Origin of the sequence: Sinorhizobium sp. B11 (assembly GCA_039725955.1) — a bacterium.
Lineage (GTDB): Bacteria > Pseudomonadota > Alphaproteobacteria > Rhizobiales > Rhizobiaceae > Rhizobium.
Genome location: CP091034.1, coordinates 4344691 through 4363837, shown reverse-complemented (window position 1 = coordinate 4363837; position 19147 = coordinate 4344691). Strand labels below are relative to the sequence as shown.

The 19147-nt window shown below is 59.7% G+C and carries 23 protein-coding genes; 10 read left to right on the top strand and 13 right to left on the bottom strand.

Annotation, left to right across the window (positions count from 1 at the left end; translation table 11 throughout):
* Window positions 1-94: 94 nt before the first annotated feature.
* Both LVY75_31600 and LVY75_31595 read left to right on the top strand, forming a co-directional pair.
* Entirely contained in the window at window positions 95-778 is a 684-nt protein-coding gene (locus LVY75_31600; GenBank protein ID XAZ23295.1) for an outer membrane lipoprotein carrier protein LolA, read from the top strand.
* A 99-nt stretch (window positions 779-877) separates the two neighbouring features.
* Complete coding sequence (locus tag LVY75_31595; protein XAZ23294.1) at window positions 878-1681, top strand: exodeoxyribonuclease III; 804 nt, start codon at window positions 878-880, stop codon at window positions 1679-1681.
* 6 nt (window positions 1682-1687) lie between these two features.
* Here LVY75_31595 and LVY75_31590 read toward each other — a convergent pair whose 3' ends face one another.
* Both LVY75_31590 and LVY75_31585 read right to left on the bottom strand, forming a co-directional pair.
* Complete coding sequence (locus LVY75_31590) at window positions 1688-2143, bottom strand: cyclic nucleotide-binding domain-containing protein (GenBank protein ID XAZ23293.1); 456 nt, start codon at window positions 2141-2143, stop codon at window positions 1688-1690.
* 1 nt (window position 2144) lies between these two features.
* Window positions 2145-2828 (bottom strand): response regulator transcription factor, encoded by a 684-nt coding sequence (locus LVY75_31585; protein ID XAZ23292.1) that lies wholly within the window; start codon window positions 2826-2828, stop codon window positions 2145-2147.
* Window positions 2829-2969: 141 nt separating this feature from the next.
* Between LVY75_31585 and LVY75_31580 the strand changes: the two genes are divergently transcribed.
* Window positions 2970-3518: a L,D-transpeptidase gene (locus LVY75_31580; protein ID XAZ23291.1), complete on the top strand. Its 549-nt coding sequence runs from the start codon at window positions 2970-2972 to the stop codon at window positions 3516-3518.
* A 146-nt stretch (window positions 3519-3664) separates the two neighbouring features.
* Window positions 3665-4495 carry an aldo/keto reductase gene (locus LVY75_31575; GenBank protein XAZ23290.1) on the top strand — a complete coding sequence of 277 codons (831 nt, stop codon included), beginning with the start codon at window positions 3665-3667 and terminating at the stop codon, window positions 4493-4495.
* 80 nt (window positions 4496-4575) lie between these two features.
* Here LVY75_31575 and leuC read toward each other — a convergent pair whose 3' ends face one another.
* The 9 genes from leuC to ffh form a co-directional block, all read right to left on the bottom strand.
* Window positions 4576-5985: a 3-isopropylmalate dehydratase large subunit gene (gene leuC, locus LVY75_31570; protein XAZ23289.1), complete on the bottom strand. Its 1410-nt coding sequence runs from the start codon at window positions 5983-5985 to the stop codon at window positions 4576-4578.
* Between the two features lie 243 nt (window positions 5986-6228).
* Window positions 6229-7047 carry an amino acid ABC transporter permease gene (locus LVY75_31565; GenBank protein XAZ23288.1) on the bottom strand — a complete coding sequence of 273 codons (819 nt, stop codon included), beginning with the start codon at window positions 7045-7047 and terminating at the stop codon, window positions 6229-6231.
* A 17-nt stretch (window positions 7048-7064) separates the two neighbouring features.
* Window positions 7065-7862 carry a basic amino acid ABC transporter substrate-binding protein gene (locus LVY75_31560; protein XAZ23287.1) on the bottom strand — a complete coding sequence of 266 codons (798 nt, stop codon included), beginning with the start codon at window positions 7860-7862 and terminating at the stop codon, window positions 7065-7067.
* A 147-nt stretch (window positions 7863-8009) separates the two neighbouring features.
* Entirely contained in the window at window positions 8010-8546 is a 537-nt protein-coding gene (gene rplS / locus LVY75_31555) for a 50S ribosomal protein L19 (protein ID XAZ23286.1), read from the bottom strand.
* A 199-nt stretch (window positions 8547-8745) separates the two neighbouring features.
* Window positions 8746-9447 carry a tRNA (guanosine(37)-N1)-methyltransferase TrmD gene (trmD, locus tag LVY75_31550; GenBank protein XAZ23285.1) on the bottom strand — a complete coding sequence of 234 codons (702 nt, stop codon included), beginning with the start codon at window positions 9445-9447 and terminating at the stop codon, window positions 8746-8748.
* Window positions 9448-9452: 5 nt separating this feature from the next.
* On the bottom strand, window positions 9453-10022 hold the full coding sequence (gene rimM, locus LVY75_31545) for a ribosome maturation factor RimM (protein ID XAZ23284.1): 570 nt from the start codon (window positions 10020-10022) through the stop codon (window positions 9453-9455).
* A gap of 126 nt (window positions 10023-10148) precedes the next feature.
* On the bottom strand, window positions 10149-10517 hold the full coding sequence (gene rpsP, locus LVY75_31540; GenBank protein ID XAZ23283.1) for a 30S ribosomal protein S16: 369 nt from the start codon (window positions 10515-10517) through the stop codon (window positions 10149-10151).
* Between the two features lie 48 nt (window positions 10518-10565).
* Window positions 10566-10886, bottom strand: coding sequence for a chorismate mutase (locus LVY75_31535; GenBank protein ID XAZ23282.1), 321 nt, complete (start codon window positions 10884-10886; stop codon window positions 10566-10568).
* A gap of 16 nt (window positions 10887-10902) precedes the next feature.
* Entirely contained in the window at window positions 10903-12486 is a 1584-nt protein-coding gene (gene ffh / locus LVY75_31530) for a signal recognition particle protein (protein ID XAZ23281.1), read from the bottom strand.
* A 486-nt stretch (window positions 12487-12972) separates the two neighbouring features.
* Between ffh and LVY75_31525 the strand changes: the two genes are divergently transcribed.
* The 6 genes from LVY75_31525 to LVY75_31500 all read left to right on the top strand — a co-directional run bounded on the left by LVY75_31525 (window position 12973) and on the right by LVY75_31500 (window position 18374).
* Window positions 12973-13200 (top strand): hypothetical protein, encoded by a 228-nt coding sequence (locus LVY75_31525; protein ID XAZ23280.1) that lies wholly within the window; start codon window positions 12973-12975, stop codon window positions 13198-13200.
* Window positions 13201-13368: 168 nt separating this feature from the next.
* A complete protein-coding gene (gene dapF, locus LVY75_31520) occupies window positions 13369-14271 on the top strand; it encodes a diaminopimelate epimerase (protein ID XAZ23279.1) in 903 nt (300 codons plus the stop codon).
* Window positions 14268-15542: a tRNA (N(6)-L-threonylcarbamoyladenosine(37)-C(2))-methylthiotransferase MtaB gene (mtaB, locus tag LVY75_31515; protein ID XAZ23278.1), complete on the top strand. Its 1275-nt coding sequence runs from the start codon at window positions 14268-14270 to the stop codon at window positions 15540-15542. Before dapF ends, mtaB begins: the two co-directional genes overlap by 4 nt.
* 15 nt (window positions 15543-15557) lie before the next feature.
* Window positions 15558-17087, top strand: a complete 1530-nt coding sequence (gene ftsY / locus LVY75_31510; GenBank protein XAZ23277.1) for a signal recognition particle-docking protein FtsY — start codon at window positions 15558-15560, stop codon at window positions 17085-17087.
* A gap of 58 nt (window positions 17088-17145) precedes the next feature.
* Window positions 17146-17790: a septation protein A gene (locus LVY75_31505; GenBank protein ID XAZ23276.1), complete on the top strand. Its 645-nt coding sequence runs from the start codon at window positions 17146-17148 to the stop codon at window positions 17788-17790.
* Window positions 17787-18374: a DUF2585 domain-containing protein gene (locus LVY75_31500; protein ID XAZ23275.1), complete on the top strand. Its 588-nt coding sequence runs from the start codon at window positions 17787-17789 to the stop codon at window positions 18372-18374. Before LVY75_31505 ends, LVY75_31500 begins: the two co-directional genes overlap by 4 nt.
* Here the strand turns inward: LVY75_31500 and LVY75_31495 are convergent.
* Window positions 18371-18979 carry a DsbE family thiol:disulfide interchange protein gene (locus LVY75_31495; GenBank protein ID XAZ23274.1) on the bottom strand — a complete coding sequence of 203 codons (609 nt, stop codon included), beginning with the start codon at window positions 18977-18979 and terminating at the stop codon, window positions 18371-18373. The two genes, LVY75_31500 and LVY75_31495, sit on opposite strands and share 4 nt — an antisense overlap.
* Window positions 18976-19146, bottom strand: a complete 171-nt coding sequence (gene ccmD / locus LVY75_31490) for a heme exporter protein CcmD (protein XAZ23273.1) — start codon at window positions 19144-19146, stop codon at window positions 18976-18978. Before ccmD ends, LVY75_31495 begins: the two co-directional genes overlap by 4 nt.
* Between the last annotated feature and the right edge of the window lies 1 nt (window position 19147).

Sequence of the window (19147 nt, the reverse complement as noted above, 5' to 3'; positions counted from 1 at the left end):
TGGGCCGTGTAATCCGTTACCTTTCACCGGGTGATCGCGGCGCCTTGAAGACGCCGCCTTTCGGCGGCATGCAGATCGCATACAGGAGGTTCATATGACCAACTCCGCATCCATTTTTTCCGGCCTGCCGGTAAGCCGCCGCGACGTCCTCGGCGTCTTTGCCGCTGCGGCCGTTGCAAGCGCCGTCCCGTTTCCCGCTCTCGCTCAGGTCGCACAGGCGGCCGCACCCGCTGGCAACAACGCTACGGCACAGGCGATCGCCGATCATTTCTCCGCCGTTGCCACGATGCAGGGCGAGTTCGTGCAGTTTGGCCCTCGGGGTGAACAGACCGGTGGCAAATTTTTCATCGAGCGTCCCGGCAAGCTGCGCTTCAACTATGACGATCCGTCGCCGATGCGCGTCATTGCCGACGGCAGGAATGTCGCGATCGGCAACATCAAGCTGAAGACCTGGGATCTCTATCCGCTTTCCAAGACGCCGCTCAGCCTGCTGCTTGCGCCGCGTATCGACCTTTCCGCTGGCATGGTGAAGGGCGTGAAGCAAGAGTCCGATCTGACGACGATCTCGCTCGGCAACAATACGGTGTTCGGCAACTCGACCATCACCATGATGTTCGACCCGAAGACCTATGACCTGCGCCAGTGGACGATCACCGATAATCAGGGCAAGGATACGTCGGTCATGATCTTCAACGTAAAAACCGGCATGGCCTTCGACGAGCGCGTCTTCCGTGTGCCCTACGAGGATATCAAGGGCACCTCGGCGAACCGCGACTGATCCTTTTCGGTTGATCGCCGGTCGCTTTTGCCTGTGGCCGGTTTTCTCGCTTACACCTTTGCTCTAAAGCCTTTTCAGAGGGATCTGAAAGGGCATGGCATGAGCTTTTCCATTACCACCTGGAACATCAATTCGGTGCGGCTGCGCATGCCGATCGTCGAGCAGTTGGTGCTGAAGCACCGGCCCGACATTCTCTGCCTGCAGGAAACGAAGGTTACAAACGATCTCTTCCCGTTGGCACCGCTGCGCGCCATGGGCTACGAGCACATCATCATCCACGGCCAGAAGGGCTATCATGGCGTTGCCATCGCTTCTCGCGTGCCGCTGACCGAGGATCACCGGCAGGATTACTGCAATGTCGGCGATGCGCGCCACATCTCGGCGGTCTTCCAGCGCGGCAACCGGCGCATCCGCCTGCATAATTTCTATGTTCCTGCCGGCGGCGACGAGCCGGACCGCACGATCAATCCGAAATTCGGCCACAAGCTCGATTTCATCGAGGAGATGAAGAACCTCAAGGCGAGCGCCGAGCCGAACACGTCTGCCATCCTTGTCGGCGATCTCAATATCGCGCCGCTGGAGCATGATGTCTGGTCTCACAAGCAGCTTCTGAAGATCGTCAGCCATACGCCTGTCGAAACCGACGGACTGCTCGAGGTGATGAAGCGCGGCGGCTGGCATGATCTCATGCGCCAGCACGTGCCTGCCAATGAGAAGCTTTATACCTGGTGGAGTTACCGCGCGAAGGATTGGGAAGCTGCCGACAAGGGCCGGCGTCTCGACCACATCTGGTCCTCGCCCGACCTTGGTCCGCTTCTGCAGCGCATCGAGGTGCTGAAGGAAGCACGCGGCTGGGACCGGCCGTCCGACCATGTGCCGGTGACCGTGCATCTCAATCTCTGAGAAGCTTCAACTGAACCGGTGAAATTGGCTTGCGGCCTGCGCCGCAAGATCGGCAATGCTATCGCGGATGCGGTTTTCGATAATGCGTGCCGCCGAGGGATATTCTTCGATCAGGCGGTGAAACAGGGCCCGCGTGATGCGGATGATGCCGGTATCTTCGCGCGCGATAGCGGTGAATTTGCGCTCTACCTGCGTCACCAATGCAAGTTCCGATATCAGCGATCCGGATTCGGCAATGGCTTCGGTCCGCCCCATGCCATCCGAGCCCGTCACGCTGAGTTCGAGACTGCCGCTGGTGATCACATAAGCACTTTCGGCGGGCGAGCCCTGACGGAACAGCATCTGCCCCGCCGCAATCACACGACGGTCCGCGGCGAAGGCAATAAGGCGCAGCTGGTCGTCGTTCATGTCCTTGAACAGCGGCAGCTGCGCCAGCAGGAGAATATCGTCGGAAAGAGACATTCTACGGGATAATCTTGTAGCCGCCGTTTTCCGTCACGAGGATCTCGGCGTTGGATGGATCCCGCTCGATCTTCTGGCGCAGACGGTAAACGTGGGTTTCCAGCGTGTGTGTGGTGACGCCGGAATTGTAGCCCCAGACCTCTTCCAGCAGCACGTCGCGGGTGACCACCTTCTGTTCGGCGCGGTAGAGGTAGCGAATGATCGCCGCTTCCTTTTCCGTCAGGCGGATCTTCTGGCCGTTATCGGTGGTCAGCAGCTTCTGGCTCGGCTTGAAGAGATAGGGACCAACGGTGAAAGTCGCATCTTCGCTCTGCTCGTGCTGGCGAAGCTGTACGCGGATGCGGGCAAGCAGCACGGCGAAGCGGAAGGGTTTGGTGATATAATCGTTGGCGCCGGCCTCAAGGCCGAGGATCGTGTCGGAATCCGTATCATGGCCGGTGAGCATAATGATCGGCGCCTTGAAGCCGCCCTTGCGCAACAGCTTCACCGCCTCGCGGCCGTCCATATCGGGCAGGCCGACGTCCATGATCAGAAGATCGACAGGGTTGGAGCGGGCGGCCTGGACGCCCTTGCCCGCGGTCGCTTCCTGCAGGACCGTGAATTCCTCATACAACGACAATTGCTCCGTCAGTGTCTGGCGAAGGTCGTCGTCGTCATCCACCAGAAGAATGGTGCGTGCGGTCATGCGGGTGCGTCCTTGCGTTGGTCAGATACTCCTACGCCAAATTCCACATTTGGCAAGGATTGGCGATCTGCTGCTGTTGCTGCCTAAGGCTTCATATGGTTTCAATCGAAGCCCAAGGCAATTCAAGAACATGCGAGAAAAATGGAAAAAGCAAGGCGAGAGCGAAACGGCAGGCCTCCTACGCTCGTTGTGCGTGCCGCTCCGGGCAAAAAGAGCAGGGCTATCATCCGTTGCGGCCCGCTTGCCCTGCCTGCCGCTATCGGCCGCAGCGGCCGGACCGTGATCAAGCGGGAAGGTGACGGGGCAACGCCGATTGCTGCCATGCGACTTCTTTACGGTTTCAGGCGCGGCGAACGAAACGGGCATCTTCCCTCGGAATTGCCGATCCGGCGCATCCGCACCGATATGCTGTGGTGTGATCAATCGGACGATCCAAACTACAACAGGCTGGTGAAGGCGCCGTTCAAGCCGAGCCATGAAGAGATGAGGCGTGAGGACGGGCTCTACGATATCTGTCTGGTGCTCGACTGGAACATAACCTCCCGGGCGCGCAATCGCGGCTCGGCGATCTTTTTCCATCTCATCCGGCCCGGATATGAGCCGACTGCGGGCTGCGTTGCGATCAGCGCCCGCGACATGCGCCGTCTTCTGCCCCATCTCAGAAAGGGAACGATCGTCCGCGTTCTCTGATTGTATTGCCGACAACCTGTCCTATATGGATTTTTGACCGGACGCGAGGGCTTCGATGTGTCCAGGGAAAACCGCTTCGCGGCTTCAATTCATGCCCCATTCAATTCATGTCTTTGGCCAATTCTTCAAACTTCCGGAGATCTACTGTGACCACTCAGCCCATCATTACTTTTCACGACGGACACTCCATTCCACAGGTCGGTCTTGGCGTCTGGCAGACGCCGCAGGATATCGCGGCTCCGACCGTGCGCACCGCACTTGCCGCAGGTTACCGTCACATCGATACGGCGTCCGGCTACGACAATGAAGAGGGCGTCGGGGAAGGCATCCGGTCCTCCGGAACCGATCGCAAGGATATCTTCGTCACCACGAAACTGCGTAATACCGACCAGGGCTACGACAATGCGCTGCGTGCCTTCGAGGTCAGCCTGAAGAAGCTCGGAACCGATTATATCGATCTCTATCTCATCCACTGGCCGTCGCCGCACCGTGGGCTTTATCGCGAAACCTGGAAAGCTTTCGTGCGGCTGCGGGAAGAGGGCCGCGTACGATCCATCGGCGTTTCCAACTTCTATCCCGACCATCTCGATCACATCGTCGGCGATACAGGTGTGGTTCCTGTTATCAACCAGATCGAGCTGCATCCGGACTTCCAGCAGAAGGCGGCCCAGGAAGCCCACAAGAAACTGAACATCGTCACGGAATCCTGGAGCCCGCTCGGCCAGGGCCGCTTCATTTCCAACCCGGTCATCGGCCAGATTGCTGCCAAGCATGGCAAGACGCCGGCGCAGGTCATCATTCGCTGGCACATCGATACCGGCCTTGTCGTCATTCCGAAGTCGGTGACGCCCTCGCGCATCGAGGAGAACTTCAATGTCTTCGATTTCAAGCTTGATGGTGAAGACATGGCAGCGATTGCCAAGCTTGACAATGCCGGCGCCCGCATGGGGCCCGATCCCTACACCGCAACGTTCTAAGCGGCGTTCCTTTGCCCATGCGCAATAAAAAAGCCCGGCGATTGCGCCGGGCTTTTGTCATTCTGGATGGGAGCGAAAGATCAGTTCCACTCGCGGATGTCGACGAAGTGGCCAGCGATCGCGGCTGCGGCGGCCATGGCCGGCGAGACGAGATGCGTGCGGCCCTTGAAGCCCTGGCGGCCTTCAAAGTTACGGTTCGAGGTCGATGCGCAACGCTCGCCCGGCTTCAGGCGGTCGTCGTTCATGGCGAGGCACATGGAGCAGCCCGGTTCACGCCAGTCGAAACCGGCTGCCTTGAAGATCTTGTCGAGGCCTTCCTGCTCCGCCTGTTCCTTCACGAGGCCGGAGCCCGGAACGATCATGGCGTTGACGGTCGAGGCGACGGTCTTGCCTTCAACGACCTTGGCGACAGCGCGCAGGTCTTCGATGCGGCCGTTGGTGCAGGAGCCGATGAAGACACGGTCAATGTTGATATCAGTCATCGGCGTGCCCGGCTTCAGGCCCATATAGTCGAGCGCACGCCACTTGGAGGCGCGCTTGGTTTCGTCCTGGATATCGTCCGGGTTCGGAACGATGCCCTGAACCGAAATTACGTCCTCGGGCGAGGAGCCCCAGGAGACGATCGGCGGCAGTTCGGCAGCGTTGAGCGTGACGACGCGGTCGTAATGCGCGCCTTCGTCGGTCTTCAGGGTCTTCCAGTAGGTGATCGCCTGCTCGAGCGCTTCGCCCTTGGGTGCACGGGGCTTGCCCTTGATATATTCGAAAGTGATCTCGTCGGGCGCGATCAGACCGGCGCGGGCGCCGCCTTCGATCGACATGTTGCAGATCGTCATACGGCCTTCCATCGACAGCGCGCGGATTGCTTCGCCGGCATATTCGATGACGTAGCCGGTGCCGCCGGCAGTGCCGATCTCGCCGATGATGGCAAGGACGATATCCTTGGCGGTAACACCCGGCGGCAGCTGGCCGTCGACCTGCACCAGCATGTTCTTGGCCTTCTTCTGGATCAGCGTCTGGGTGGCGAGAACGTGCTCGACTTCAGACGTGCCGATACCATGAGCCAGTGAGCCGAAGGCGCCATGCGTGGAGGTGTGGCTGTCGCCGCAGACGATCGTCATGCCCGGCAGAGTGAAGCCTTGTTCCGGTCCGATGATGTGGACGATGCCCTGGCGCTTGTCGTTCTCTGAATAATATTCGACGTTGAATTCGGCGGCATTCTTGGCGAGCTGCTCGACCTGAATGCGGCTTTCCTCGTTCTTGATGCCAAGATGGCGGTCAGCGGAGGTCGGAACGTTGTGGTCGACGACGGCAAGCGTCTTTTCCGGCGCGCGAACCTTGCGGCCGGTCATGCGCAGACCTTCGAAAGCCTGCGGCGAGGTAACTTCGTGGACCAGGTGACGGTCGATGTAGAGAAGACAGGTGCCGTCAGGCTGTTCGTCTACCAGGTGGTCGGCCCAGATCTTGTCGTAAAGGGTACGCGGTGCGCTCATGGCTAATCGTCCGTTTTGGCTGGAGCGTGGAATAAAGAATGTGGCGGAGAGGCTCCGCAGGCCGTCATTCGATCAACGAAGTCGGCTGTTGAGCGCACCGGAAACGGACGCAAAGAAACGTGCGGGCAGGCGATAATGGTCCTGCAGCACGAAAATATGCGCACCGATGCATCTGAACTTGGATTCCATGGCGCTGGATATAGCGATTTTTGATCGAAACGGCAATTCGAATCGTCATGCGCTCTAGCGCCGCGGCATCTGCTTCATCTTCTTCTCGATCCGTCGCAGGAAGAGCGACAGACCGATCGTCAGGATCAGATAGATGTAGGTGACGATCGAATAGGTCTCGAAGAAGCGAAACGAGCCAGAGGCATAAACCTTGCCCATCTGCGTGATGTCGGCGACCCCGAGAACGGAGACCAACGATGAATCCTTTACCATCGAGACGAAGTCGTTCGAAAGCGGCGGAAAGATCACCCGGATCGCCTGCGGAAAGACGACGAGACGGAAGCGGCGGTAACGCGACAGGCCTAGCGACTTGGCCGCCTCGATCTGGCCGATATCGACCGACTGGAAGCCGGCGCGGAAGATTTCGGCGATGAAGGAGGAATAACCGATCATCAGGGCAATGATGGCGCGCCACATCAGCGACAGATCACGCACGAGGATAGGCTCGGCAATACCTGCCTGCACCAGGGGTGTGATCAAGAAATTATAGGCTGCGACAACGCCCGGCGCGCCGACGAAGGCGATGTAGAACAGCAGCACGAGGATCGGAATGCCTCGGATGATCTCGATGTAGAAGCGGGCGATCTGGCGCAGTACGATATTGTCGGAGAGACCCAGCAGCGCGATGCCCAGACCGAGCACGGTCGCCAGCACAAAGGCGACGAGCGTCACGAACACGGTAATACCGGCACCATTCACGACGGTCCGGAAGACCTGCGCGTAGATATCATTGGTGACGATGACGACGGCGAGAACGATGCCGATCAGAACAAGGACGACCAGCCACCAGGGACGGTCGTCCTTTTCGTGTCGCGGGGATGGGGGTAATGCCATCTGCGATCGCTCGGGGACTATTGGCCCATCTTGTAGTCGAGGAACCACTTCTTGTTGAGCGCATCAAAGGTGCCGTCCGCCTTCAGGTCGGCGATGGCGGCATTGACGGGGGCGACAAGATCGGAGCCCTTCGGGAAGATAAAGCCGAAGTCTTCGGTGCCGAGCGGTTCGCCAACGACCTTCAAACCGCCATTCGAGGAATCGACATAACCCTTGGCAGCGACGCTGTCGGTGAGGACCAGATCGACGTCACCGGTCTTCAGGGCCTGTACGGTTGCGCCGAAGGTTTCGAAGAGTTTGATGCGCGGGTTCTGTTCGTTGCCGTCGAGGATTTCGTAGACGGCGGTATAGAAAGGCGAAGTGCCGGGCTGGGCGCCGATCAGGCCATCGCTGAGGGCGCCGAAGCTCTTGGCGTCGGTGAAGCGCTTTTCGTCGCCACGAACCAGCATGAACTGCTGCGAGCGCATGTAGGGGTCGGAGAAGTCGACCTTCTGCTTGCGGTCGTCCTTGATGGTGATGCCGGTCATGCCGATATTGTACTGGCCGTCGGACACGGCCTGGATCATCGCGTCCCAGCTGGTGTTCTGGTACTCGACCTTGAAATTCAGCCGCTTGGCGATCTCGTTCATCGCGTCATATTCCCAGCCAATCGCCTTGCCGGATTTGGGATCGACGAACTGCAGCGGCGGATAAGCATTTTCCGTCACCACGACAACCGTCTTGCCGCCGAGGTCCGGCAGGCTGGTGGCGAAGGCTGCGAGCGGCGAAAACATGACGGCGGTCAGGCCGGCAAGAACGGTGCGGCGAAAGAACATAATGTGGCTCCCCAATATTTGAGTGGCAGAATTGTCATGGAAGATGTGCTCATGGCAAGGCTGCAGGCATCGCCGACCCGCGCAAAAAAGAAAAGGCGGCCCAAAGACCGCCTTCCCCATGCAATGATTTTCGCTTTCGCGAGAAGCTTACTCAGCCGAGCCTTCAGCAGCGGCTGCTGCTTCTGCGGCGGCCTTTGCTTCAGCGGCTTCGGCTGCTGCCTTTTCGGCGGCGAGAGCTTGAGCTGCTGCAACCTTTTCAGCTTCGATCCGTGCCTTTTCCTCGGCAAGGGCCTGACGCTCGGCATCGTTGAGCTTGCGGGCGCGGGTGCCGGTGTTCTCGACGATACGAGCCGACTTACCGCGACGGTCGCGCAGGTAGTAGAGCTTGGCGCGACGGACCTTACCGCGGCGAACGACTTCGACGCTTTCGATCAGCGGGGAGTAAACCGGGAATACGCGCTCGACGCCTTCGCCGTAGGAGATCTTGCGGACCGTGAAGTTTTCCTGCAGGCCGCCGCCGGAGCGGGCGATGCAGACGCCTTCATAGGCCTGAACACGGGTACGGTTGCCTTCCGTGACCTTCACGTTGACGCGGACGGTATCGCCCGGGGAGAATTCGGGAAGCGTACGCTTGGCTTCGATCTTGGCGGCCTGTTCGGCCTCAAGCTGCTGAATGATGTTCATCGTCTTAACCTTTGGTTATTCTGAAACAGCCAGAGCGCTCACACTGTCCTTCGGTCTATGCCTCCGGAGTTTGCCCTTGCGGGCGGGAGCGGGTTCGCCATTCTTTGTTTGCTGGCAGACAGGGTTAAACCCCATTTCCGCGTGCGCCAATACACGAAAGACTTCCGCTTGTCATCCCTTGGACGACAAATTTATGAAATCAGCCGCCTTTTCCGGACTTCTGCGCTGCAAGAAGATCGGGGCGTCTTTCCTTCGTCAGGGAGACGGCCTGTTCGTGGCGCCATTTCTCGATCGCGCCGTGATTGCCCGACGTCAGGATCGCCGGAATCTCGCGGCCTTCCCATTGTTGCGGACGGGTATAGTGCGGATGTTCCAGCAGCCCGCCTTCGAAACTTTCATGCAGGCCGGAGAGGTCGTTACCCATGACGCCCGGCAGGATACGGACGATCGCGTCGAGCACGATCAGCGCCGCCGGCTCGCCGCCTGACAGTACGTAGTCGCCGATCGAGACTTCCTCGAGCCCGCGCGCGTCGATCACCCGCTGGTCGACGCCCTCGAAACGGCCGCAGATGATGATAACGCCATCGCCGGCCGCCAGTTGCCGCACGCGCTCCTGCGTCAGCGGTTTGCCGCGCGGGCTCATCAGCAGTCTCGGACGGGTGTCGCTTTCAGAAGTGCTGTCGATGGCGCGGGCGAGCACGTCGGGCTTCAGCACCATGCCGGCGCCGCCGCCGGCCGGCGTGTCGTCGACGGTGCGGTGCTTGTCAGAGGCAAAATCGCGGATCTGCACGGCATCAAGCGACCATTGTCCGCGCTCTGCCGCCTTGCCTGCGAGCGAAAATCCCAGATGACCCGGAAACATTTCCGGGTAAAGTGTCAGAACGGTCGCCCGGAAAGCCATGGCGCCTACTTCTTTTTCTTCGGCTTGGCGGGAGTGAGGCCCTTCAGATCATCGGGATCGTCGATGAGGCCGGCGGCAAGCGGATCAATGAGCAGCTTGCCGGCTTCAAGGTCGATTTCAAGCACGGAGGCTTCCGAAAAGGGGATCAGCACCGGACGCTTGCCGGGGCCCTTGAGTTCCAGAAGATCGCCGGCGCCGAAATCGAAGACTCCGGTCACGGTGCCGTAACTGATGCCCTGATCGTCGAAGGCTTCGAGCCCTTCCAGATCGGCATAGAAGAACTCGTCGTCCTCCAGTTCCTCGTCCGACAGGTTGTCGCGTTCGATGTAGAGTTCCAGGCCGTTCAACGCCTCAGCGGCGTTGCGGTCATTGACGCCGCGGAAGCGGACGACGACCATATTCTTCATCTCGCGCAATTCGAGAACCTCGAAAATGCGCCCATCCATGCTGTGCAGGTGGCCATAATCGCCGAGCGCGGTCGGGTCGGCCGTGTAGGCTTTTACACGCACCTCGCCGCGAATGCCCTGGGCGCCACCGATGGTCGCCATCAGCACCGGGTTTTCAAGCTTGGTCATGGGGTCCTTCATTCGAACGCAGGCAAGAAGCCGAGATCACGCTTCTCATAAACGAAGTGCGCGGGAATGGAAACGAAAACGGGCGGCATGTCGCCATGCCGCCCGTTCAGATGGGATCGAAACCGATTATTCGGCGGAAGCAGCAGCTTCAGCGGCGTCAGCAACCTTCTGAGCCTTTTCGGCAGCGCGCTCCTGAGCCTTCTTGCCCGGCTTTGCCTTTTCCGGGTTGTTGCGGGTTTCGCGCTTGGAGATGCCGGCTTCGTCGAGGAAGCGCAGGACGCGGTCCGTCGGCAGGGCGCCCTGATCGAGCCAGTGCTTGATCCGCTCGCCGTTCAGCTGAACGCGCTTTTCGTCGTCCTTGGCGAGCATCGGGTTCCAGGAACCGAGGTTCTCAAGGAAACGGCCGTCGCGCGGGCTGCGGGCGTCAGCGAGAACGACGTGGTAGTACGGGCGCTTCTTGGAACCACCGCGTGCGAGACGAATTTTCAATGCCATGTTTTTACTCCTTAGGCTTTTCTTGAACCGCTTCGTTGAGCGGCATGGTTATCGGGCTGCGGCGCTCTGTTCAGCGTGGTCCGCAGCGATCTGCTCATGATGCCGGATGACTTCCTTGATGACGAAGTTCAGGAACTTCTCGGCGAAATCCGGATCCAGATGCGCATCTTCGGCAAGCTGACGAAGACGCGTGATCTGGTATTCCTCGCGCGCCGGATCGGCCGGCGGCAACTTGTACTTGGCCTTGAGAACGCCGACCTCTTTGGTGCAGCGGAAGCGTTCGGCCAGGATATGAACGAGTGCCGCATCGATATTGTCGATCGACTGGCGGTAGCTCGAAAGCTGGGCTTTGACGTCTGGATCAATCATGGGGCAGGCGATCCTTTCACTTCTTCTTCGGCAATCCGGGCAGGCCCGGGAAACCACCACCGAGGCCCGGCAGCTTCGCGCCGCCCAGACCGGGCAATCCGCCCGGCAGACCTCCGCCTAGACCGGGCATACCCCCACCCGGCTTTCCGAGACCCGCGGCTTCTGCCTGCTTCTGCAGCGCTTCAAGCTGCTTCGGGTCGATATTCGAGAGATCGGGCATGCCGCCCATGCCACCGAGGCCCCCCAGCCCCATCTTGCCGGCAAGGCCGCCCATCATCTGCTTCATCATGCCGCCTTTGCCCTTGCCGCCCATCATCTTCATCATGTCGGCCATCTGCCGATGCATTTTCAGAAGCTTGTTGATGGCAGCCGCATCCGTGCCGGAGCCGGCAGCGATGCGCTTCTTGCGCGAATGCTTGAGCAGGTCGGGATTGGCGCGCTCGGCCTTGGTCATCGACTGGATGATGGCGATCTGGCGGCCGAACAGCTTGTCGTCCAGGCCGGCAGCGGCCATCTTGTCCTTCATGCCGGCCATGCCGGGCATCAGGCCCATGATGCCGCCCATGCCGCCCATCTTCTGCATCTGACGCAGCTGGTCGGCGAGGTCGTTCAGGTCGAACTTGCCCTTGGCCATCTTGGCGGCCATGGCAGCCGCCTTTTCGGCGTCGATGTTTTCTGCAGCCTTCTCGACGAGCGAAACGATATCGCCCATGCCGAGGATACGGTCGGCGATACGACGGGGATGGAATTCCTCCAGCTCGCCCATTCGTTCGCCGACGCCGATCAGCTTGATCGGCTTGCCGGTGACGGCGCGCATGGAAAGGGCCGCACCGCCGCGGCCATCGCCATCCATGCGGGTCAGCACAAGGCCGGTGATGCCGACACGCTCATCGAAACTGCGAGCGAGATTGACGGCGTCCTGGCCGGTCAGGCTATCGGCGACCAGCAGGATTTCGTGCGGGTTCGACTTCTTCTTGATATCGGCCATTTCGACCATCAAGGGTTCATCGATATGGGTACGGCCGGCGGTGTCGAGAATGACGACGTCATGGCCGCCGAGCCTGGCTGCCTGAACGGCGCGGGCGGCGATATCGGTCGGAGACTGACCGGCAATAACGGGCAGGGTGTCGATGTTTGCCTGAGCGCCGAGCTGGCGAAGCTGCTCTTGCGCTGCCGGACGGCGCGTGTCGAGCGATGCCATCAGCACCTTCTTCTTCTCGCGCGTCGTCAAGCGATTGGCGATCTTTGCCGTGGTCGTCGTCTTACCGGAGCCCTGCAGGCCGACCATCATGATGACGACCGGGGCGGCTGCATGAAGGTCGACACCGACACCTTCGCCGCCGAGCATCTCGATGAGCTCGTCATGGACGATCTTGACGACCATCTGGCCTGGTTTGATCGACTTCAGGATCTCGGCGCCGACAGCCTTTTCACGCACACGATCGGTGAAGGAGCGCACGACTTCCAGCGAAACGTCGGCTTCCAGAAGCGCACGGCGAACCTCGCGCAGCGCTGCGGAAACATCACTTTCCGAAAGCGCGCCACGGCCTGTCAGTCCATTCAGGATGGAACCAAGACGGTCCTGGAGGTTCTCAAACATCGGCTCTTCCTTGATACGTTTCGGGGAGTTTTGGGATGTCCCGAACGTCGTGCTTTTCCTTGACGAAAACAAGACGCAAAGCCAAAAAGCACCCGAGGGCGCGACGCGCTGTCGGGTGTTGACCTCCGGAATCCAATGTCCCGGTCGGCGGCTCGGAGTCTTTTACTCGTCGCGGATTTGGGGCGATAAACAGGAAAGCTGCCGGAATGTCAAGGCGAATGCGTCCGGCGGCGCTGTGGCGGGCTTTTCCAAACCCGAACGGCAGGCGTGGTGCGGGACAATACGCCATGCGACCGGTCGCGACGACGGAAGTATATATCTATATATACTAACATATTCACCTTGGAATTCACCGATGTCTGGTAGAATATTTCTAACGCAGACCCGAATTCGCTCTAAAAGCCAGTTGCAAAATATTCCGCTTCTGATTCTACTTTCTACTTAAGTAAATTCTGTAAAATGATTCGTGAATATCCTTGATGTCGAATGAATCGGCGGAGATATCAAATGATAAACCCAGATATAGAAAGCTGGGCGCTGGCACGCGCCCATAATATAGTTCTGAAGGAAGGCCTGAATCTGGCGAAGGCGGCGCAGGACCTGGATCGCAAGCGGTCTCGCTTGTTGGTCTATGAGCTCAGAAAGGTCATTACTGCCGCTATTGTTGAAGCGCATGCGGCGTCCCTCAGTTCCGACGGCCCGGCGGCGCGCTAGATCCAGATTCTGTCTGGTTTCCATAGGTTGGCTTTGCCGTATCCGCCCTGATTTCGCGGGCTTCGCCTTTGCGCGTAGGAAGAAGGACGAAGCTCGCCTGGCGCTCACCCACTGGTAATCCCTGAGCATTTCCGCCATATACAGCCGAAACGCAGCGGAAACAGTCAGATGAGCAACACGGTCGAATTCGCGAAGATGAACGGGCTTGGCAACAAGATCCTGGTCGTCGACATGCGCGGGCGGAGCGACAGGGTGACGTCACAGGCTGCCATCGCGCTCAATGCCGATACCGAGACGCAGTTCGACCAGATCATGGCGATTCATGATCCGAAGGCGGATGGCACCGATGCCTATATCGACATCCTCAATTCCGACGGATCCAAGGCGCAGGCCTGTGGCAACGGAACTCGCTGTGTCGTGCAGGCGCTCGCCACCGAGACCGGTAAGAAGGCTTTCACCTTCCAGACGGTTGCCGGCATCCTGAATGCCGTCGAACATGAGGACGGCACGATATCCGTTGACATGGGGCGGCCGGTCTTCGACTGGAACCGGATCCCACTTGCGGAAGAATTCCACGATACGAGCCGTATCGAACTGCAGATCGGGCCGATCGATAATCCTGTCCTGCATTCGCCCTCGGCCCTGTCGATGGGCAACCCGCATGCGATCTTCTGGGTCGATCGCGATCCGATGAGCTTCGATCTCGAACGGTTCGGTCCGCTGCTCGAAAACCACCCGATCTTTCCGGAAAAGGCCAATATCACGCTGGCGCAAGTCATCTCGGACTCGGCGCTGCGGACACGCACCTGGGAGCGGGGTGCGGGGCTGACGCTTGCTTGCGGTTCGGCCGCCTGTGCATCTGCCGTCAGTGCGGCGCGTACCGGCCGCACCGGTCGCAAGGTGACGATCGACGTCGCGTCCAGCCCGATCCGCCAGCCACTGACGATTGATTGGCGCGAAGACGACCATGTCGTCATGACCGGTCCTGCCGAATGGGAATGGTCCGGCACGGTCGACCCGACGACCGGCTCATGGTCACGCGATGCTGTACCCGGAGCGGAAGTGCGGTGAGCGGCGTCGAGGTCATTACCTTCGGCTGTCGTCTCAATATCTATGAATCCGAAGTCATGAGATCGCAGGCCGAAGCGGCCGGGCTCAACAATGCCATCCTGGTCAACACCTGCGCTGTGACCGGCGAGGCCGTGCGTCAGGCCCGTCAGGCGATCCGCCGCGCGCGTCGCGACAATCCACATGCCCGCATCATCGTTACCGGTTGTGCCGCCCAGACCGAAAAGCAGACCTTTGCCGAAATGGCGGAGGTCGATGCCGTGCTTGGCAACGAGGAGAAGCTGAAGGCAGCCTCCTATCGTGCGCTTCCGGATTTCGGTGTTTCAGCCGAAGAGAAGCTGCGCGTCAACGACATCATGAGCGTGCGCCATACGGCGCCACAGATGGTGAGACATATAGACGGTCATGTCCGGGCCTTCATCCAGGTGCAGAATGGATGCGATCACCGCTGCACTTTCTGCATCATCCCCTATGGTCGCGGCAATTCGCGTTCCGTGCCAATGGGTGCAGTGGTCGATCAGGCGCGCAACCTCGTCGACAGCGGTTATCGCGAAATCGTGCTGACCGGGGTCGATGCCACGAGTTATGGCGCCGATCTTCCGGGTGAGCCAACGCTGGGGCTGCTTGCAAAGACGCTCCTGAAGCAGGTGCCCGATATTCGTCGACTGCGACTGTCTTCCATCGACAGTATCGAGGTCGATCGGCATCTCATGGATCTGATCGCAGACGAGCCGCGCTTCATGCCGCATCTGCATCTTTCCCTGCAGCATGGCGACGACATGATCCTCAAGCGCATGAAACGCCGACATCTCCGGGCCGACGCTCTGCGTTTCATCGAAGACGTGCGCCGGCTGCGGCCGGAGATCAGCTTTGGCGCGGACATGATCGCCGGCTTCCCGACAGAAACCGAAGATATGTTCGAGAATGCCGTGCGGCTGGCCGAAGAAGCCGAGATCGCGCATCTGCATGTCTTTCCCTATAGCCCGAGAGCCGGCACACCTGCCGCGCGCATGCCGCAGCTCGATCGCGCTCTCATCAAGGACCGCGCCGCCCGGCTGCGCGCCACTGGACAGATGCTGCACCAGCGCCATCTGGACAAGATGGTTGGAACGCGGCAGTGGCTGCTGGTGGAAAACAACGGTCTCGCGCATACGGAAGACTTCACGCTCGTCACGGTTCCCGGTCTTCGCCCGCGCGATATCGTCGAAGTGAAGATCACCGGCCACGATGGCAAGTATCTTGATATGCAATTGACGGCTGCTGCGGCAGCCTGACTTCACGGACAACTCATGGCGCTCAGTTTCATCAAAAAGGTCTTCACCTTCGGCAAGCCGACGGACGAGCCCGTGCCGGAGGTCGTGGAAAGGGAGCTGGAGCCGCGCTCGCGTGACGAAGATCTGCCGCTTGCTGCCGATCCAGTTCTTGCCGAAGAAATGGAAACCGCCGGCGGTCCGGCCGCAGATGTCGGGCAGGATGGCGCGATGGAGCCGGAGCCCGTTGAGGCCGAGCCGGAATTACTGCCGCCCGTCGATGATCTCGGTGACATGGGCGTCGTACCTTTGTCGCTGCTGGAGGCCGAGGCGGAAGCAAATGCCGATGACGATGCGTCGGCGCCCTCCTCTGTCGTGTTGGATCATCTCCCGCACACGGAGGGAGATCGTTTTGAGGATGCCGCTGCCCCTGTAGAGGAAGGCCGAGTCGAGCCCACGGAGGTGTTCCCGGAAGAGATTCCTGTTCGAGACGCGCAGGAGGCTTCGCTTGAGGTAGAGCCAAGTTCCCGATCCTTGCCAGAGGGGGAAGGTATCGTGTCCGACGAACAAGTCGCGGACCCTGTTCTTCCCAAAGGCTTCGCCACCGGATCCCTCGCCGAACCCGAGCCTCTGGTCACTCCGCAGCCGAGGCTTTCGTGGTTTCAGCGCCTGCGCAATGGTCTGGCGCGGACCTCCTCGCAGCTTACCGGTCAGATTGCAGCACTCTTCACCAAGCGTAAATTGGATGACGACACGCTGCAGGATCTCGAAGATCTGCTGATCCAGGCCGACCTCGGCGTCGAGACTGCAATGCGCGTCACCGATACGCTCGCTTCCGAACGTTATGGCAAGGACGTCACCGGCGAGGATGTGAGCCGCATTATGGCAACCGAAATCGCCAAGGTGCTGAAGCCCGTCGCCAAGCCTCTGCAGCTCGATCTGTCGCACAAGCCGCATGTCATCCTTGTTGTCGGCGTCAACGGCACCGGCAAGACGACAACGATCGGCAAGCTTGCGGCGAAGCTCTCTGGTGCTGGCCTCAAGGTGATGCTGGCCGCCGGCGATACATTTCGCGCCGCTGCCATCGAGCAGCTGAAAATCTGGGCCGATCGCACCAAATCCGAATTCATCGGTACCAAGCTCGGCGCGGATGCGGCGGGCCTTGCCTATGATGCGTTCGAGCAGGCAAAGGCCAGGAAATGCGATGTTCTGATCATTGATACGGCTGGGCGCCTGCAGAACAAGGCGGAGCTGATGGCAGAACTGGAGAAGATCGTGCGCGTGCTCGGCAAGCTTGACCCCGATGCGCCACACACTGTTCTCCAGACACTGGATGCGACGACGGGCCAGAATGCGCTCAACCAGGTCGAGATCTTCCGCAATGTCGCCGGTGTCAGCGGGCTGATCATGACCAAGCTTGACGGCACGGCGCGCGGCGGCATTCTGGTGGCGATCTCCGCCAAGCACAAGCTGCCGGTCTATTTCATCGGTGTCGGGGAAGGGGTCGACGATCTCGAACCTTTCGAGGCCGAGGATTTTGCGCAGGCTATTGCCGGCATCGGCCAGTGATGCCACAGATTAGCCGTTGATGGCTTGCATGCATTGCAAAAAGCAGGTTTGAAAGAGCATGACGACTGAAAGCGATATTACTCCGAGCGCCGCAGACCGGCATCATCCGCTTCTGAAACTGGCGCTGGAACTCGGGCCGCTTATGGTCTTTTTCTTTGCCAATCTGCGTGGGGAATGGCTCGTCGCCCGTTTTCCGGCGTTGGCTGAGCTCGGCGGTCCGCTCTTCGTGGCGACCGGGCTTTTCATGGGAGCAACCATTCTCTCGCTGGTGGTTTCCAAGGTCGTGCTCGGCCATCTGCCGATCATGCCCTTCGTTTCCGGCATCGTCGTGTTGATCTTCGGTTCGCTGTCGATCTGGCTGCAGAATGAAACCTTCATCAAGATGAAGCCGACAATCGTCAATGCGCTTTTCGGCTTTACCCTGCTTGGCGGTCTCGCCTTCGGCAAGTCGCTGCTCGGTTATGTCTTCAACGCGGCCTTCCAGCTCGATGCAGAAGGTTGGCGCAAGCTGACAATTCGCTGGGGCATCTTCTTTCTGTTCCTTGCAGTGCTGAACGAAGTCGTCTGGCGTAATTTCTCTGACAATTTCTGGATCGCCTTCAAGGTCTGGGGCACGATGCCGATTACCATCATCTTCACCATGGCGCAGATGCCGCTGGTGCTGAAGCACAGCATTTCCACCGAGGCTGAAAGCGAGAAGTGACTGTCATCGACGGCGCCGACCGGTCACGGCATCAGATATTCTGGTTTTCCGCCTGTTTCGCGGTTCTGATCCTCCAGATCATTGCCGAATATATGATGGGCCGGGTGCCGATCTGCACTTGCGGCTACGTCAAGCTGTGGGAAGGCACGGTCAATTCCAGCGGCAATTCCCAGCATCTGTCCGACTGGTACACGCCGTCGCATATCATCCATGGATTCCTGTTTTACGGGCTGGCGCATCTCGTGCTTCGCGGCAAGCCGCTTGCGGCGCGCCTGTTTCTAGCCGTTGTCATCGAATCCGGCTGGGAGCTTCTGGAGAATTCGCCTCTGATCATCGATCGCTACCGAACCGCGACGATCTCGCTCGATTACTACGGCGACAGCATCATCAATTCGGCGATGGATACGATCTTCATGGCCGTCGGCTTCTTTTTCGCTTCAAGAGCGCCGGTGGCGTTGACGGTGGCAATCGCGATCTTCTTCGAGATTTTCACCGGCTACGTGATCCGCGACAATCTCACGCTGAACGTGATTATGCTGATCTGGCCCGTCGAGGCGATCAAGATATGGCAGGGCGGCGTCTAGGAAACAGGCTTGCCCAGCGCCTTTTCGATTGCTGGAAAGAGGCCTTCCCTGAGGCTGATATCGTCGAAGGGGCCGACACGCTTATAAATGATCGTGCCGTCCGGCGCGACGAGATAGCTCTCCGGAATGCCGTAGACGCCCCAGTCGATCGCGGCCTTGCCGTTCGGATCGATCCCGATGGCGTGGTAGGGATTGCCGAGCTCACCGAGGAAACGCAAGGCGTTCTCGTTCTTATCCTTGTAGTTGATCGCGACAATGTTCAGTCGCCCATCCTCGGCAAGCTGCTTGAGAAGGGGATGCTCGTCACGGCAAGGGATGCACCAGGATGCAAAGACGTTGACGAGTGTGAGCTTGCCCTTGATTGCTTCATCCGTCAGTGCCGGCAGGTTGGAGCCCTCGAGCGGCGGCAGGTTCAGTGACGGCGCTTTGGTACCGATCAATGCGGAGGGGATTTCGGCGATGTTCTTGCCATGGAAATCCTGGTCGTAGAGCATTTTAGCAGCCGTTGCGGCGATGCCGCCGAAGACGACGAGCGGGATCAGTGCAAAAGCATAGCGGCTGAAGCCGCCGCTCCGCGGCCTACTTTCTTGCGGGGTTTCGGTCATTCGGCGTCCTTTGGTCGGGCGGAACGGCGGCGGATGCCGGCGGCTTCGAGTGCTGCCAGTTCCTTCTGACGCGCGCGCCCGTCAGCCCAGGTCCAAAGCGTCACTGCAAGTGTCACCAGGGCGGCGAAACCATAAGAGCCGTAGACGTAGAAAGCGTAGGAACCCACC

Coding starts and splice junctions, on each gene's coding strand:
- trmD (XAZ23285.1), bottom strand. CDS start 9,447: ATGGCTTTCCGGGCGACCGTTCTGACACTTTACCCGGAAATGTTTCCG.
- LVY75_31565 (XAZ23288.1), bottom strand. CDS start 7,047: ATGGCATTACCCCCATCCCCGCGACACGAAAAGGACGACCGTCCCTGG.
- LVY75_31595 (XAZ23294.1), top strand. CDS start 878: ATGAGCTTTTCCATTACCACCTGGAACATCAATTCGGTGCGGCTGCGC.
- dapF (XAZ23279.1), top strand. CDS start 13,369: ATGAGCAACACGGTCGAATTCGCGAAGATGAACGGGCTTGGCAACAAG.
- LVY75_31495 (XAZ23274.1), bottom strand. CDS start 18,979: ATGACCGAAACCCCGCAAGAAAGTAGGCCGCGGAGCGGCGGCTTCAGC.
- LVY75_31585 (XAZ23292.1), bottom strand. CDS start 2,828: ATGACCGCACGCACCATTCTTCTGGTGGATGACGACGACGACCTTCGC.
- LVY75_31505 (XAZ23276.1), top strand. CDS start 17,146: ATGACGACTGAAAGCGATATTACTCCGAGCGCCGCAGACCGGCATCAT.
- LVY75_31560 (XAZ23287.1), bottom strand. CDS start 7,862: ATGTTCTTTCGCCGCACCGTTCTTGCCGGCCTGACCGCCGTCATGTTT.
- leuC (XAZ23289.1), bottom strand. CDS start 5,985: ATGAGCGCACCGCGTACCCTTTACGACAAGATCTGGGCCGACCACCTG.
- rimM (XAZ23284.1), bottom strand. CDS start 10,022: ATGACCAAGCTTGAAAACCCGGTGCTGATGGCGACCATCGGTGGCGCC.
- ftsY (XAZ23277.1), top strand. CDS start 15,558: ATGGCGCTCAGTTTCATCAAAAAGGTCTTCACCTTCGGCAAGCCGACG.
- ffh (XAZ23281.1), bottom strand. CDS start 12,486: ATGTTTGAGAACCTCCAGGACCGTCTTGGTTCCATCCTGAATGGACTG.
- LVY75_31535 (XAZ23282.1), bottom strand. CDS start 10,886: ATGATTGATCCAGACGTCAAAGCCCAGCTTTCGAGCTACCGCCAGTCG.
- LVY75_31600 (XAZ23295.1), top strand. CDS start 95: ATGACCAACTCCGCATCCATTTTTTCCGGCCTGCCGGTAAGCCGCCGC.
- LVY75_31590 (XAZ23293.1), bottom strand. CDS start 2,143: ATGTCTCTTTCCGACGATATTCTCCTGCTGGCGCAGCTGCCGCTGTTC.
- rplS (XAZ23286.1), bottom strand. CDS start 8,546: ATGAACATCATTCAGCAGCTTGAGGCCGAACAGGCCGCCAAGATCGAA.
- rpsP (XAZ23283.1), bottom strand. CDS start 10,517: ATGGCATTGAAAATTCGTCTCGCACGCGGTGGTTCCAAGAAGCGCCCG.
- LVY75_31580 (XAZ23291.1), top strand. CDS start 2,970: ATGGAAAAAGCAAGGCGAGAGCGAAACGGCAGGCCTCCTACGCTCGTT.
- LVY75_31525 (XAZ23280.1), top strand. CDS start 12,973: ATGAATCGGCGGAGATATCAAATGATAAACCCAGATATAGAAAGCTGG.